The 15,192-nt window shown below is 35.7% G+C and carries 10 protein-coding genes, 2 tRNA genes and 6 pseudogenes; 7 read left to right on the top strand and 11 right to left on the bottom strand.

The window, feature by feature from the left end; genetic code table 11:
• Positions 1–631: 631 nt before the first annotated feature.
• Positions 632–1,729, top strand: a pseudogene (gene ltrA, locus NL281_RS09095) (group II intron reverse transcriptase/maturase).
• A 106-nt stretch (positions 1,730–1,835) separates the two neighbouring features.
• Positions 1,836–2,996 (top strand): annotated as a pseudogene (locus NL281_RS01875) (IS4 family transposase); the annotation flags it as partial.
• A gap of 166 nt (positions 2,997–3,162) precedes the next feature.
• Here the strand turns inward: NL281_RS01875 and NL281_RS01870 are convergent.
• From NL281_RS01870 to NL281_RS01850, 5 genes are all read right to left on the bottom strand, one after another.
• Positions 3,163–3,498, bottom strand: coding sequence for an IS4/Tn5 family transposase DNA-binding protein (locus NL281_RS01870; protein WP_370274045.1), 336 nt, complete (start codon positions 3,496–3,498; stop codon positions 3,163–3,165).
• A 27-nt stretch (positions 3,499–3,525) separates the two neighbouring features.
• Complete coding sequence (locus NL281_RS01865) at positions 3,526–4,695, bottom strand: IS4 family transposase (RefSeq protein WP_253302993.1); 1,170 nt, start codon at positions 4,693–4,695, stop codon at positions 3,526–3,528.
• A gap of 142 nt (positions 4,696–4,837) precedes the next feature.
• Complete coding sequence (locus NL281_RS01860; protein WP_253303014.1) at positions 4,838–5,794, bottom strand: IS5 family transposase; 957 nt, start codon at positions 5,792–5,794, stop codon at positions 4,838–4,840.
• Complete coding sequence (locus NL281_RS01855; RefSeq protein WP_253303500.1) at positions 5,779–5,937, bottom strand: hypothetical protein; 159 nt, start codon at positions 5,935–5,937, stop codon at positions 5,779–5,781. Before NL281_RS01855 ends, NL281_RS01860 begins: the two co-directional genes overlap by 16 nt.
• A 520-nt stretch (positions 5,938–6,457) precedes the next feature.
• Positions 6,458–6,530 (bottom strand) — tRNA-Gly (locus tag NL281_RS01850).
• A gap of 180 nt (positions 6,531–6,710) precedes the next feature.
• On the opposite strand from NL281_RS01850, the gene NL281_RS01845 reads away from it, so the two are divergent.
• From NL281_RS01845 to NL281_RS01830, 4 genes and pseudogenes are all read left to right on the top strand, one after another.
• Complete coding sequence (locus tag NL281_RS01845; RefSeq protein ID WP_253303499.1) at positions 6,711–7,331, top strand: ribonuclease D; 621 nt, start codon at positions 6,711–6,713, stop codon at positions 7,329–7,331.
• A gap of 116 nt (positions 7,332–7,447) precedes the next feature.
• On the top strand, positions 7,448–7,771 hold the full coding sequence (trxA, locus tag NL281_RS01840) for a thioredoxin (protein WP_006279168.1): 324 nt from the start codon (positions 7,448–7,450) through the stop codon (positions 7,769–7,771).
• A 42-nt stretch (positions 7,772–7,813) separates the two neighbouring features.
• Positions 7,814–7,890, top strand: a tRNA-Ile gene (locus tag NL281_RS01835).
• Between the two features lie 78 nt (positions 7,891–7,968).
• Positions 7,969–8,382, top strand: a pseudogene (locus tag NL281_RS01830) (CADD family putative folate metabolism protein); the annotation flags it as partial.
• A gap of 14 nt (positions 8,383–8,396) precedes the next feature.
• On the opposite strand, the pseudogene NL281_RS01825 reads toward NL281_RS01830, so the two are convergent.
• Positions 8,397–9,634 (bottom strand): annotated as a pseudogene (locus NL281_RS01825) (IS4 family transposase).
• Positions 9,635–9,740: 106 nt separating this feature from the next.
• Positions 9,741–10,838, bottom strand: a pseudogene (gene ltrA, locus NL281_RS09090) (group II intron reverse transcriptase/maturase).
• A gap of 864 nt (positions 10,839–11,702) precedes the next feature.
• Here ltrA (NL281_RS09090) and NL281_RS01815 point away from each other — a divergent pair.
• A complete protein-coding gene (locus tag NL281_RS01815) occupies positions 11,703–12,158 on the top strand; it encodes a hypothetical protein (protein WP_253303497.1) in 456 nt (151 codons plus the stop codon).
• Between the two features lie 79 nt (positions 12,159–12,237).
• On the opposite strand, the pseudogene NL281_RS08610 reads toward NL281_RS01815, so the two are convergent.
• From NL281_RS08610 to NL281_RS01795, 4 genes and pseudogenes are all read right to left on the bottom strand, one after another.
• Positions 12,238–12,342: pseudogene (locus tag NL281_RS08610) on the bottom strand (transposase); the annotation flags it as partial.
• A 144-nt stretch (positions 12,343–12,486) separates the two neighbouring features.
• Complete coding sequence (locus tag NL281_RS01805) at positions 12,487–12,753, bottom strand: hypothetical protein (protein WP_253303496.1); 267 nt, start codon at positions 12,751–12,753, stop codon at positions 12,487–12,489.
• 329 nt (positions 12,754–13,082) lie between these two features.
• Positions 13,083–13,769: a hypothetical protein gene (locus NL281_RS01800; RefSeq protein WP_253303495.1), complete on the bottom strand. Its 687-nt coding sequence runs from the start codon at positions 13,767–13,769 to the stop codon at positions 13,083–13,085.
• 77 nt (positions 13,770–13,846) lie between these two features.
• Complete coding sequence (locus NL281_RS01795) at positions 13,847–15,175, bottom strand: IS4-like element ISWosp9 family transposase (RefSeq protein ID WP_253303494.1); 1,329 nt, start codon at positions 15,173–15,175, stop codon at positions 13,847–13,849.
• Between the last annotated feature and the right edge of the window lie 17 nt (positions 15,176–15,192).

Here is a 15,192-nt window from a genome sequence, read left to right as displayed (position 1 = left end):
GAACAAACCACTATGCTGCGTAAGGTAACGAGCGTAGTAAAGCTAGTGGAATGGACAACACAGGGTACAACGAAAGTGAAGGTATTGAGTCCCGAAATTCTCGATGTCATAGAGGTCGACACGTTGCATATAGTGGAAGACAGCAAGAAGGGTAACAATAGGGCAAGTTATCACTCACTCTATCGGGATCTGAGGCCGTATCACGTGTTGAGATGGAGTTTACGTAAACTTGGGAGATCCTTTGTATTCCTATTAAGGTACGTTGGAACAAGTCAACAAAGGCGAGTACTGACGGAAGATATAAAGGAAGTCGGACTGATTGATAGTACTCAGAGTGTGGGAAAGCCACATACAAGGGGAAGCGGTCAGCAATATAGTGACTGGTTTAGGAATTGCTATGCCAATACAACGGAGGTTGGAATAACGTGCAAAGAAAACTAAATCAGATAGCAGTAAGAGCCAGGCAAGATAAACGATTGAAATTTAATCGTTAATTCATCTGATAAACGCAGAGAATCTTGCTGAATGTTATAAAGAGCTAAAGCATAACAAAGCATGCGGTATAGACCAGGTGACAGTAGAAGCTTATGGAGAAAATCTTGAAGAGAAGCTCAACACTCTGGTGGATAGTATGAAAAGAAAGCGATATCAACCGCAACCAGTGAAAAGAGTATATATACCAAAAGCTGGAAGCAAAGAGAAACGCGGGCTTGGAGTACCGTCTACAGAAGATAAGTTAGTCCAGATAATGCTGAAGAAGATATTAGAAAATATTTATGAAGCTAACTTTCTGGATAACTCATATGGTTTTCGTCCTGGTAGAAGCTGTCATCAAGCGGTAAATGCACTAAATAAAGCAGTTATGTACAGACCAACTAACTATGTAGTAGAAGTTGATATCAAGAAATTCTTTGATAATGTCCAGCACAAATGGCTAATGAGATGCTTGAGAGAACGGATAACAGACCCAAACATACTGTGGTTAGTAAAACGATTTCTTAAGGCAGGAGTAGTCGAAGCAGGACATTATGAAGCAACTGAACTAGGCACACCTCAGGGGGGAATAGTAAGTCCTATACTAGCTAATATATAGTTGCATTATGTGCTGGATTTGTGGTTTGAAAAGAAATTCAAGCTAAGATCTAAAGGTTATATGGAGCTAGTTAGGTATGCAGACGATCACCTGATTTGCTGCGAAAGAGAAAAAGATGCTAGAGAACTCTTAGAGTCACTGAAACAAAGGCTAGGAAAATTTGGACTGGAAATATCTGAAGACAAAACAAGAATAGTAAAGTTTGGCAAAAAGGAGTGGCAACAAGGAATAAGGGAGAAACGAAAAACGGAAAGTTTCAACTTTCTAGGATTCACCCATTATGGTACAAGGAGTCGTAAAGGTAGAGTAATGGTAGGTCATAAAACCTCGAAAGAAAATCTATCTAGAAAACTTAAAGAAATCAAAGAATGGGTGAAAAAGATCCGAAATAAAGTTCACCTTAAAGATTGGTGGTCAATACTTAAAGCAAAACTAACAGGACACTATAACTACTTCGGAGTTAGCGGAAATTACCGGTGGTTGAATAAATTCTTCTGGCGGGTAATCAAGCTAGCGTATAAATGGATAAACCGACGTAGTCAGAAGAAGAGTATGAATTCAAAGCAATTTATACACTATCTACAAGTTAATCCATTACCAAAACCAAGAATATGCTACTCATTATATACAAAATAGGAAATGCTGTGAATACTACATTGTGGAGCCGTGTGCGGGAAAGCTGCAAGCACGGTTCTGGTGGGGGAGTCATAGCGATAAAACTTAATCAGGAGGATTTAAAACTATGACTTCTACCAAACAAAAAGGAAAAAATCTTATTCTACAAATTAAAAATATAATATACTCGAAAGCTTTTCAGAGAATCCATTGTGTTGAGTTTTACACGAACAAGAAAACTTCCTTTTTCGACAGTATTTTCTATGATTTTAAAGTTAGTTAAAAAAAGTTTGGGAATAGAATGTGAACTTATGGAGCCATTGACATGTACCCTCAAAGCAAGCTTTTTCTAAAGCAAGATATAAGATTTGTCATACAGGTTTTAAAGAATTTAAGCATCCAAACAGCCTATCAAGATGAGCCTGAGTTGGAGAGGCTATAGGCTTATTGCAGCAGATGGTTCTGGTATTCGATTACCGAGCTCTGAGGAAATTGTATCCGAGTTTGAACCAAATGGAACAACAGGTATAATGCCACCATTAGCAAGGGTTTCTTTGTTTGTTGATTTATGTACTTCGCTGATTTGCAGTGCTCGCCTTGCGGCTTGGAATGTGGGTGAGCAAACGTTAGCAGAAGAACAATTACCTGAAGTCGTTACTCAAATGCGTTCATTAAATCAAGATAGATTATTATTTATCTACGACCGTCTTCAGTAAAATTCATTCAGCAGCATTATGATTTGGAAGTAGATTTTATTTTTCGCTTGCAAAAAAGAAATTATAGCAAGCTATGGGAACGAATTGCATCTGGAGAATTAGATTTCGATTTTATATTAGAAAATGAAAAGCTAAAAAATAAAATGAAAGGACAGAAAGTAAGAGTAATAGTGCTGACATTAGCCAACGGAGAAACAGAGGTATTGATTACTTCACTTTTTGACCGAGTAAAATTTACTTTGGAAGATATCAGCAAAGCTTATGTGTTAAGGTGGCATATAGAGGAGTGCTATAAACGACTCAAAATAGGTGCAGAATTAGAGAATTTTTCTGGCGTAAATTTAGAGGCTGTATTACAAGAATTTTGGGCAAACTTAGTCATGTGTAATATATTGTCGCTTCATATGTGTAATGCACAAGGGCCTTGGAATCCAGATCAAATTGCTGAGTATCGTTTAAATTTTTCGGTTTTATTTGGTGTAATGAGGCAGAAACTCTATCAGGTACTTATTGCGCCAAAAAACTTTCAAGCCCTTTTTGATAGAGCAAGTATACGCGCTAAAGTTAAAATCTTACTATTACCCACAAATATAAATGTTTGTTGCATAGCTCTTAATGGCATAACTTTTGCTTGAAATAACTGTTTATATGGTGCAATTTACAGCTTTTAGTTGCTAAAATTATAACTCTTAGTTTAATAATTTTAATCTAATAAGCTTTCAGGTTAATAAAATTAAATTATTTGAGTAAATACAATACTATGTTTTTATTTGTGGGTAATAGTAAGGTCTTTATATGAGAGTCAAAATCCAAATAACTTGTATCTTGAACTGAAAAGACCAACTGGTTTCCTTTTATTCTTTCCTTAGTTTCTTTATAATGGGAAGAATAAATTTCCTTATCTTCAAGCTTTTCATTGCTAAATAATCTATATGCACCCTTAGCTTCTTTCCACCCACTACAGCTTTGATTAATTGAACCAGATGCCTTACCCTCTATGCAATAACTTGTTTTTATAAGCCTTTTATTAAGCCTTTTATCTCCCAAATTAATGTGTTTTAACTCTCTTTCCAGCCATTTATCCCATAAGTGTTGAAAGTATCAAAAATAACGTGATATGAGATGATCAACGGCATGTAAATTACCTCCCGACAGTAAAACAATCGAACGTATAAAAGAGTCATTTAGATCCAATGTGAATTGCAGTAATGCTATTTTGAACCCATGTAGATTATTTTTGATTTTATAAACAAGAAATAACAAAGCCGTAATAATAATCATGTAAATATACACCTTCATGCCATTCATAGTATGGCTTAAAAAGTGCTTATATCCAAGATTTTGCTTTATAAATTTAAAGAACACTTCTATATCCCATCTGCGCCTATATAGCTCTGTTACTTCATAAGCTGGCATTTCAAACAAGTTTGTCAAAAACCATATTTCATCTCCAATTTTATTTCTGATTTTTATTAGCCGTAGATCATGCTTTTCTGCCACTTTACCTCGTGCACGATAAAGATTAACTATTATATCTTCTAAAATCTCTGATCCATCCGATTTTTGTTCTCTTATAACTTTGTTCCTGCTTATAACATCATGTTTTCTTCCTACTTTAACTCTTGTGATAAATTTGTACTCCTTTTCATCAAATTCGGCAAAAGTTCCAACTTTTCTGATTCCTCTATCAAATAATAAAATATCCTCTTTTTCAACTTTAGCTTCATTAATTGCTCTCACTAATGCTATATCTTCACTACTTTCTTCTTGTCCTTTACAAAATCTTATACTTGTCGGCAATTGATCCTTTAATCCTACACTCACTTTAACTTGACTGTCGTTACTTTTACCGCCTATTTTTAGCCCATCTTTTATGAGATATCCCGATAAATTTATGATCGTCGAATCAAACTTATGTAAGTTATTTAATGTTTTTTGGGGTAATAGCTTTTTAATCTTGCTCATCAAATCAATATATACTCCCTTAAAATATTCTGGATTTATAACTTTTAACCTTTTTGACAAACCACTGTATGTTACTGTACTTTTATCGCTATTCTTATCCATTATACACCTGTTTATTACCATTTCTAGCGCTCTTAGGCTTGTTTTTTGCCCCATTAATATTAACTTCATTAGACCTTTAAATATAATCTTGCCCAACAATTTAGTATTACATTTATCTACTTCACTTAATTTTCCTAGCCTTTCTAAATCCTCATCTTTTATTAAATTTAGTACTCTTTCTATTTGATCCATTATTGCCTCCATTTTCTTGCAATAATAGTTCTTTATGTCTTTTTTGTGTTACTTTCAACACTTATGCCCAGCGCCCCTATGATGTCATCCCAGTGCTTGACACTGGGATGGCTTTGTTGCATCACACTTTATGAGATGGTGATTTATGGTAAATTCATGTAACTATCTCAAATTTAGCCATACCAATATCAGTGAATTTATTAAGCAAATAGCATTTGATTAGCAGTTCTTTTTCTCGATTTATCTCAGATTTATTCCTAAAACTAAATCCGAATATTTGCTTTAATCTTGAGAAAAACCCTTCAATATAAGATCTTTTCCCATAATTTACTTCTTTTTTCCATTCTTTCATGCCATCTTCACCGTATAATTTTATTAACCTAATAGCAGCATTCCTGTCAGACATATAATCTATTTCTGGATGTTCTGCCGCATTGTTTATTGGTGGAATTTTTGTCTTTATATCATATTTGTTACACAACTTATAAAACTTGTGCCTATCACATGCTCTATCTGCATATAGTGCTTTTATGGCATGCTGAAAATCAACTTCTTTTAGCAAATCACAAGCTCCATAGTGATCAGAGTAGACACCGTTACTGTATTTTACAGCTATGGCTTTTTTGTTGTTTATATTCAACATTACGTGCAATTTTCTCGTTTGCTCATAGCCACGATATTTTCTGTCAGTGCTATTTTCCTTGCTGTGACCAGGAGTGTTGTTGTATATACTAATTCCTGTACTGTCTATAGCAATTTCGATATCTTCCATATTATTTTTATCAATTCTGCAATCATTTATCTTAATATTAAGTTTCTTAAACCTTCTTGATGCTTGTGAATAGCTGATAACTGCCAAATCTCTTCCTATTTGTTGCAAATACCCTTTTATAAACCCGACTGTTTGTCTTAAACCAATTCTAAAGAAACTGACGATTATATGCACCAAAATCACAACTTTATCACTATAAATATAGTTGCCGCCCTGCATTTTTGGACAATTCTCGTACCAATTTTCTATGGCGTCATTGATATAACAAAAAATGCTTCCTCTTTCTTGGAGAAATTTGTTATATTCATGGCAGTTACTGACTCTCATTTTTTGTGGCATATTTTTTCTTCAACAGTTAAATGGTTATTTATAATGAATTTTGTCAGTAACTGCCAGTTCTTTTCACTTGAGCGATGCAACAAAGCCATCCCAGTGTCACGCACTGGGATGACATCATCCTTTTTTTGGGATTCCAGCGTCACGCGCTGGAATGACACCTCTCTTGGGCTCTCTTAGCTATAAATATTAAGGAATTTACCAAACGAAAAAAAAGGCAAAAGAAGCCCCGTGGTTGGCTAATTACTTACATTATACTTTCAAGTATGGCGTTTTTTTATTCTAAACGCTTAATAACCGCGATTTAGTTGCTTTTAAGCCGCAACTAATCTAAATTATAAACATTAAGAAATTTACTAAACAGAAAAAAAGGCAAAAGAAACCCTAGGGTAGCTAGTTATTCACTATCCATTTTTTAAATCGGCGTTTTTTGATGTTTTAAATGCTTTATAAGCGCATTTCAGCTTATATTAGGTAAAAACCTAGAAATTTTATAAAGACATAAGGTGCACATAGTGCAAAAAATTAAACATGGGACGCCAGATACGTGAGTTTTTTTGTCATTTAATCTGTACAGAGAAGATAAATAAATAGCTTCAGTTTCATGATAAGGGGGCTGGCGGAGTTTGTCAAGGGATTTTTGACGAAATGATTTTGAAAGCAAAGAGCGGGAGAAGGGGTTCGAACCCTCGACCTCAACCTTGGCAAGGTTGCGCTCTACCAACTGAGCTACTCCCGCAATTAAATTAACCTAAATTTACTTAATTATAGGCATATACAGCGATTTGTAAACCCCGTGTACACGAAAAATGTGAGAGCCCATAAATTTGCGTGGTTCCTTCTATGATCTTTTCGTATACTTAAGACTCATTTTTGATTATCATAGGTTTTCAATTGTGCCAAAAAATGTATTAATTTTATGGGAATATTTTTATATAAAGACGACTTGCCAGCTAGTTCAATACCAGATGATATAAGGTCTATAGCTGTTGATACCGAGGCAATGGGGCTACTTCATAGCAGAGATAGATTATGCCTTGTGCAGCTCTCTTTTAATGATGGCAACGCTCACTTAGTTCAACTCAAGAACGATTATACAGCGCCAAATTTGAGAAAAATATTAGAGGATAAAAATATAACTAAAATATTTCACTTCGCGCGATTTGATGTAAGCATAATACGTTATTACTTGGAAACTTGGGCACTTCCGTGCTATTGCACAAAAATAGCTTCACGTTTAGTTCGCACTTACACAGATAATCATAGCTTAAAAGAGTTATGCTTAGAGCTGCTTGATACCAAACTAAATAAGCAGCAGCAATCTTCTGATTGGGGAAATGAAAATTTAACAGACAAACAAAAAAGTTATGCTGCATCTGATGTTTTGTATCTCCACAAGATAAAGGAAAAGCTAGACTTAATGCTGGAACGTGAAAATAGAAAAGAATTGGCCCAAAAGTGCTTTGAATTTCTTCCTACTCGTATTGAGTTAGACTTAATGGGTTGGGAAAACGTGGATATCTTTAACCACCAGATGTAATAGAAGTTTTTTGTTTATGCAAAACACTTTAGGGCAATTTTTCAAGCTCTGCGGTAAGAATTTAGTTGATTAACTGCTAATAGATACGCTATATTTTACAAAAATTTAGGTATTTTATGAGTGATGATATTACATCGGTAAATGATCAAAATTTCAAATCTGAAGTCACTGACTATAAAGGGTTTGTTCTGATAGACTTTTGGGCAGAATGGTGTGGGCCATGTAAAAGTCTAATGCCACGTATCGAACAATTGGCTAAAGACAGAAAAGGCAAGATTAAGATCTGCAAATTCGACATAGATGAAGGGACTGAAGTGCCAAGTAAGTATGGAGTGCAATCTATACCCACTTTAATCATATTTCAAGATGGTAAGGAAATTGCACGCAAAATTGGTGCAACAAATGATTTGTCAAGTTGGGTTGATAGTGAAATAAGCTAATAGACAAATTTGCTTTTGTGTGTATTATAAATATTGATAAAAGGGATTGTAGCTCAGTCGGTTAGAGCAGTTCGCTCATAACGAATTGGTCGTAGGTTCGAGTCCTACCAATCCCACCATTGTATTGATCTTAGCATGATCGTAACAATGAGAAAGCTGTAGTATATGAACTATATGTTGATATAATGGAGGAAATAATGAAATTTACTAAGTCTCTAAATAACAAGTTAGATGAATTGCACTTACTAAATCATCCATTCTACCAATCATGGAATACAGGAAGCTTAAGCTTGCAAGCTTTACAAACCTATGCTAAAGAATATTATCACCACGTTGCTGCGTTTCCTCGTTACATCAGTGGTATACATTTTCTGTGCCCAGATCTAAAAATGCGACAGGTTTTACTTGGTAATTTAATAGAAGAGGAACAAGGTGATGAAAATCATCCAGAGTTATGGAAACGTTTTGCTGAAGGGCTTGGCGTTGCGCGATCTGATCTTCGTGAAAGTGCACAGATTAAGGAGACACAAGAATTAATTGATGGTTACTTTGACATTGTAAGATCAGGTTTTGCAGCAGGTCTTGGAGCCTTGTACGCTCAATGGCGTCAACTTAAGAACTTTCATTAGCAAACTCTCCTAAAGACATGATGGCGTTTGGGCTTATCTACCTTATCGCGGCTATACAATCGTCCCGGTCGGATTTTAACTTTAGCGCGTATACTTGCTCTATCAAAAAGGGCTTGAAAGTTTTTTGGCGCAATAAGTACCTGATAGAGTTTCTGCCTCATTACACCAAATAAAACCGAAAAATTTAAACGATACTCAGCAATTTGATCTGGATTCCAAGGCCCTTGTGCATTACACATATGAAGCGACAATATATTACACATGACTAAGTTTGCCCAAAATTCTTGTAATACAGCCTCTAAATTTACGCCAGAAAAATTCTCTAACTCTGCACCTATTTTGAGTCGTTTATAGCACTCCTCTATATGCCACCTTAATACATAAGCTTTGCTGATATCTTCCAAAGTAAATTTTACTCGGTCAAAAAGTGAAGTAATCAATACCTCTGTTTCTCCGTTGGCTAATGTCAGCACTATTACTCTTACTTTCTGTCCTTTCATTTTATTTTTTAGCTTTTCATTTTCTAATATAAAATCGAAATCTAATTCTCCAGATGCAATTCGTTCCCATAGCTTGCTATAATTTCTTTTTTGCAAGCGAAAAATAAAATCTACTTCCAAATCATAATGCTGCTGAATGAATTTTACTGAAGACGATCATAGATAAATAATAATTTCTTTTGATTTAATGAACGCATTTGAGTGATAACTTCGGGTAATTGCTCTTCCGCCAACGTTTGTTCACCTATATTCCAAGCCGCAAGACGAGCACTACAAATCAGCGAAGTACACAAATCAACAAACAAATTGCCAATGGTGGCATTGTGCCTGTTGTTCCATTTGGTTTAAAGCGGCCAAACTCGGATACAATTTCCTCAGAGCTGGGTAATCTCATACCAGAACCATCTGCTGCAATAAGTCTATAGCCTCTCCAACTCAGGTTCATCCTGATAGGCTGTTTGGATGCTTAAATTCTTGAAAGCCTGTATGGCAAATCTTATATCTTGCTTTAGAAAAAGCTTGCTTTGAGGGTACATGTCAATGGCTCCATAAGTTCACATTCTATTCCCAAACTTTTTTTAACTAACTTTAAAATCATAGAAAATACTGCCGAAAAAGGAAGTTTTCTTGTTCGTGTAAAACTCAACACAATGGATTCTCTGAAAAGCTTTCGAGTATATTATATTTTTAATTTGTAGAATAAAATTTTTTCCTTTTTGTTTGGTAGAAGTCATAGTTTTAAATCCTCCTGATTAAGTTTTATCGCTATGACTCCCCCACCAGAACCGTGCTTGCAGCTTTCCCGCACACGGCTCCACAATGTAGTATTCACAGCATTTCCTATTTTGTATATAATGAGTAGCATATTCTTGGTTTTGGTAATGGATTAACTTGTAGATAGTGTATAAATTGCTTTGAATTCATACTCTTCTTCTGACTACGTCGGTTTATCCATTTATACGCTAGCTTGATTACCCGCCAGAAGAATTTATTCAACCACCGGTAATTTCCGCTAACTCCGAAGTAGTTATAGTGTCCTGTTAGTTTTGCTTTAAGTATTGACCACCAATCTTTAAGGTGAACTTTATTTCGGATCTTTTTCACCCATTCTTTGATTTCTTTAAGTTTTCTAGATAGATTTTCTTTCGAGGTTTTATGACCTACCATTACTCTACCTTTACGACTCCTTGTACCATAATGGGTGAATCCTAGAAAGTTGAAACTTTCCGTTTTTCGTTTCTCCCTTATTCCTTGTTGCCACTCCTTTTTGCCAAACTTTACTATTCTTGTTTTGTCTTCAGATATTTCCAGTCCAAATTTTCCTAGCCTTTGTTTCAGTGACTCTAAGAGTTCTCTAGCATCTTTTTCTCTTTCGCAGCAAATCAGGTGATCGTCTGCATACCTAACTAGCTCCATATAACCTTTAGATCTTAGCTTGAATTTCTTTTCAAACCACAAATCCAGCACATAATGCAACTATATATTAGCTAGTATAGGACTTACTATTCCCCCCTGAGGTGTGCCTAGTTCAGTTGCTTCATAATGTCCTGCTTCGACTACTCCTGCCTTAAGAAATCGTTTTACTAACCACAGTATGTTTGGGTCTGTTATCCGTTCTCTCAAGCATCTCATTAGCCATTTGTGCTGGACATTATCAAAGAATTTCTTGATATCAACTTCTACTACATAGTTAGTTGGTCTGTACATAACTGCTTTATTTAGTGCATTTACCGCTTGATGACAGCTTCTACCAGGACGAAAACCATATGAGTTATCCAGAAAGTTAGCTTCATAAATATTTTCTAATATCTTCTTCAGCATTATCTGGACTAACTTATCTTCTGTAGACGGTACTCCAAGCCCGCGTTTCTCTTTGCTTCCAGCTTTTGGTATATATACTCTTTTCACTGGTTGCGGTTGATATCGCTTTCTTTTCATACTATCCACCAGAGTGTTGAGCTTCTCTTCAAGATTTTCTCCATAAGCTTCTACTGTCACCTGGTCTATACCGCATGCTTTGTTATGCTTTAGCTCTTTATAACATTCAGCAAGATTCTCTGCGTTTATCAGATGAATTAACGATTAAATTTCAATCGTTTATCTTGCCTGGCTCTTACTGCTATCTGATTTAGTTTTCTTTGCACGTTATTCCAACCTCCGTTGTATTGGCATAGCAATTCCTAAACCAGTCACTATATTGCTGACCGCTTCCCCTTGTATGTGGCTTTCCCACACTCTGAGTACTATCAATCAGTCCGACTTCCTTTATATCTTCCGTCAGTACTCGCCTTTGTTGACTTGTTCCAACGTACCTTAATAGGAATACAAAGGATCTCCCAAGTTTACGTAAACTCCATCTCAACACGTGATACGGCCTCAGATCCCGATAGAGTGAGTGATAACTTGCCCTATTGTTACCCTTCTTGCTGTCTTCCACTATATGCAACGTGTCGACCTCTATGACATCGAGAATTTCGGGACTCAATACCTTCACTTTCGTTGTACCCTGTGTTGTCCATTCCACTAGCTTTACTACGCTCGTTACCTTACGCAGCATAGTGGTTTGTTCCAGCCTGCTGGCTAGGCTTTGCCTGGGTTGGATTTTCACCAACTGGACTTTACGCACTTTGCTTGGCGCACGCATGTTTCACCTAAAAAGGACACATTTTAAACTTCTTTGTTGAAATAAAATAGAAACAAAAGTGCTGTTTCCTGCGGCTTCTGGATAATTTAATGGTAAAAGTTTTAGAGAGAAATTTTATACACTATCGCTGATATTTTTCCTTAAGTTGACGCCATTGAGTGAACGTTTATCCTGTAGTCTCGGTAATTTCTGACTCTACCATAGTTCCACTACTTTGTGTAGCTGTTGCTTCTGTCTCTATAGTTGTCGCACTGAACTCAGTAGTACATCTTCTCAGATCAAACGCTTCTACAGTAAATATAAATGATAAAAGACAAGGGCCCATATGCAACAATATTTCTAATGAACAAGGAAAAATAATTGACACTGACGCAAGAACACTGGGAAAAACTCCTTTAGCCAATAGTACAACAGCTCCATCTGCGTCTTCTCCTACTTTTCCAGTTCAAAGTGTGATGAATTCAACACCTACATCATCATCTAATGAAAGAACTGAGGAAATGCAGGAAGGTAGAGGAAACGATCAAATGCGTAACCCTTCATCTGCTGTACAATCAATTTCAACTCCGATATTACCAGCACCACCACCGCTTCCAGGTACTAACTTCTACTAACTTGTAGGCCTCTATCGAAGTTTCTCAAACGGTTCTTCCTTTATGTAGCACCAAACAAAGGCTCGGTTGGTTTTGTGGTTAGAGTTGGTAAGGGTTTTCTATCGTCAACGTTACATTCGGTTAGCGTAAGTGCTTGAATTTCTCCAATTCCGTTGATCAACGAGTGCAATTTGAAGCCGAAAAATCAACCGTATGTGCTCTTACTAATTTCTGTCAGACCATCAAAATTTGTTATTCAGAATCCTTTTTTTTTGCCGCAAACGGCAATTGTAGGGGTATCGATGTAGCTTCGTTTTCGCTTGTTCGAAGAACCATTGTAAAAGTAATGCTAATACCAAATTTCATCATTGAGAAGACAAATAGAACATACGATAAATTCGCTTAAACCTCTAGCTATAGGCAGAAAGTGCTCTTTTTCATTATTAGAGAATTTTTCTGGGGTAAATTTAGGGACAAGAATTTTGGGCAAAATCAAGCGCTTGTTGGAAATTGTTCGCCAAAAAACTTTCAAGACCTTTTTAAATATACGCGCCAAAGTTAAGATCTTACTATTACCCACAAATATAAATGTTTGTTGCATAGCTCTTAATGGCATAACTTTTGCTTGAAATAACTGTTTATATGGTGCAATTTACAGCTTTTAGTTGCTAAAATTATAACTCTTAGTTTAATAATTTTAATCTAATAAGCTTTCAGGTTAATAAAATTAAATTATTTGAGTAAATACAATACTATGTTTTTATTTGTGGGTAATAGTAAGAGTTAAGATCCGATCGGGAAGATTGTATAGCTATGAAAAAGTAGATAAGCCTAAACGCCATCATGTCTTTAGGAGAGTTGTAATGTACACGCCCTTAAGTTGATGCCATTGACCGCTAACCTCCGTTATTCCTTGATTGCTATCGCTCTTTACTAAAAACTTTTCTAACACCAAGTGGTTCTGACGGTTCTGTGAGAGGAACAGCTTTTCGTGTACGGACCCTCCAGGTTACCTAATACTGGCAATGGAGTTGCAACAGGAGAAGTAGCAAGTAGTTCAGCACTGCTTTTTTTATTGTTTTGTTGGTGGTTTTGAAGTCCTGGAGATTCATCATCTTCACTATCTGAATATCCAAGATCAAGCCTTCTTGAGGAGAGCGGATTGTTCTTGTGATATTCTGAAGTGCGGAGTTCTCTCTTCTGCTCCCTCATTCTCTCTACTCTCTGAAAACTATTTTCCTCACTTCGAAGTTTTGCACCCGATTCATTCGAGAAATCTTGTTGCTGCTCATCTTTGTTACCCATTAATTGCTTTCCGCCAAAAAGTTCTTTATAACCAACTTTTTTTAACGATCCTACACCACCATGTTTTTTTATCTCATCCATTAAGTAGGCTACTGGAGAAGATTTCATTGGGGGATCTACAACAGAAACTTCTCTATGAACAACTTTTTTTGATGATCTTAAATCAGGACTATCTTGTACAGGATTAGTCAGGCAAGTCGTATTGTTACTCGCTACTGGCAATCGAGGTATACCAGGAGGAGGAGCTGTTGTATTAGATGATCTTAAATCAGGATTATTTTGTACAGAATTAGGCAGGCAAGTCACGTTGTTACTCGCTACTGGCAATCGAGGCATAACGGGAGTAGGAGCTGTTGTACTATTGGCTAAAGGAGTTTTTCCCAGTGTTCTTGCGTCCATACGCGTCAAGTTAAGGAATGTAGAGAGCTTAAAGTAGATACCCTGGTCTTCCTATATCTGTCTTTCAAAGAAAACTTTGACCAGATTATAGTAAGCTTTTTTAGAAAAATTTTTAAATTATTGACAATATTGTTTAATATCAAAAAGAGCTCTCTAACCCGCCTTTTCAATTCAATAAATGCCTTTGTTAAACTGAGCTCCGTGTTCTTTTTTAGTTTTACACAGCCAATCATCTCGTGAAATACGAGAATAGCACATAATTTTGCGTATAGCTCGCACAATACTCTAAATGGATTTGTCTTTCCTTTTAGTTTATCAAGATTGATATGACTTTTATATAGTTTAAATAGTAATTCGATTTGCCATCTTACTCTATAAACCGTCAATATTTGTTCAGCATTAATTTTACTCTCTGGAACATTAGTTATAAATATTGACCAATCTAATAACTTTTGATTCTTTTGAGAAGATGTATATCCATGTGACTTTGCTAATTTATTAGCCTTTCTTCTTCTAGCCATAGACTGTTCTTCAGTTAGCTTTTGACATATAATTCTTACCTTAATTTTTACTTCCTTTCCTAATAATACTTCTTTTTCTGAAGATAATTGACCTTCTAAATACTCCAATAGCTCTATTTTTTGATTTGTTTCTATATCATATATATTGGTATCAGACTTATAACGACTAACAAAATATGCACCTGCTTCATCAATCTGTTTAAAAGAACTAGGCACAAAGTAGCCCAAGTCAAATATTAGCAAATCATTGGCTGATAAACCGTTCAGATAATCCCTATAACCTTGATCCGACCTTATTCCTTCCATAAAATTTAACTTATCTAGCGCTTGATTCAGGTAATCAAAGACTAACTGTAGCTTTATTTCTGATTTGGTATTATTCTCACAATCTCTATAGCTACTGCCATATCCTTTGTACATATCTTCCATGCTACTGGGCAGGCTAATGTAGCTGCTATCCAATAATTTAACGCTTCCAAATTGCTGTAAAATTTTGCAATCAATCTGTAGACTTTTTTTAAATAAACACAAAGCTTCGTTATACATTTTTTTCATGAACTCAACTGCTTCTTCACTAAACCTAAAATCTAAACCCTGTTTTGTAATTTCTATCGAGTCTTCATTTAGCAATTGGCACATTGTTTCTATGCTGCAATCATCAACTCCTATGTTACCAAAAACCATAGCTTTTATGAATGATGAGCCATTAAGTTTTCTCTTTCTTTTTATAAAACCTACTGCAATTGATATTTCGTCTGCTTTTTCATTAAAGAATTCATTGAGGTCTTTTGATAAGCAAGCTATTCTGTCCATTGTAAGTTCTCTCATTC

The organism is Wolbachia endosymbiont of Phyllotreta cruciferae, assembly GCF_918697765.1.
Lineage (GTDB): Bacteria > Pseudomonadota > Alphaproteobacteria > Rickettsiales > Anaplasmataceae > Wolbachia > Wolbachia pipientis.
Note: the sequence above shows the minus strand (reverse complement) of the source record. Positions and strands in the feature narration are given on the sequence as shown.

What these genes read in the sequence shown, in the direction of transcription:
- NL281_RS01845 (WP_253303499.1), top strand. Translation starts at nt 6,711, where the DNA reads ATGGGAATATTTTTATATAAAGACGACTTGCCAGCTAGTTCAATACCA.
- NL281_RS01865 (WP_253302993.1), bottom strand. Translation starts at nt 4,695, where the DNA reads ATGGAGGCAATAATGGATCAAATAGAAAGAGTACTAAATTTAATAAAA.
- trxA (WP_006279168.1), top strand. Translation starts at nt 7,448, where the DNA reads ATGAGTGATGATATTACATCGGTAAATGATCAAAATTTCAAATCTGAA.
- NL281_RS01860 (WP_253303014.1), bottom strand. Translation starts at nt 5,794, where the DNA reads ATGCCACAAAAAATGAGAGTCAGTAACTGCCATGAATATAACAAATTT.
- NL281_RS01795 (WP_253303494.1), bottom strand. Translation starts at nt 15,175, where the DNA reads ATGGACAGAATAGCTTGCTTATCAAAAGACCTCAATGAATTCTTTAAT.
- NL281_RS01805 (WP_253303496.1), bottom strand. Translation starts at nt 12,753, where the DNA reads ATGCCATTAAGAGCTATGCAACAAACATTTATATTTGTGGGTAATAGT.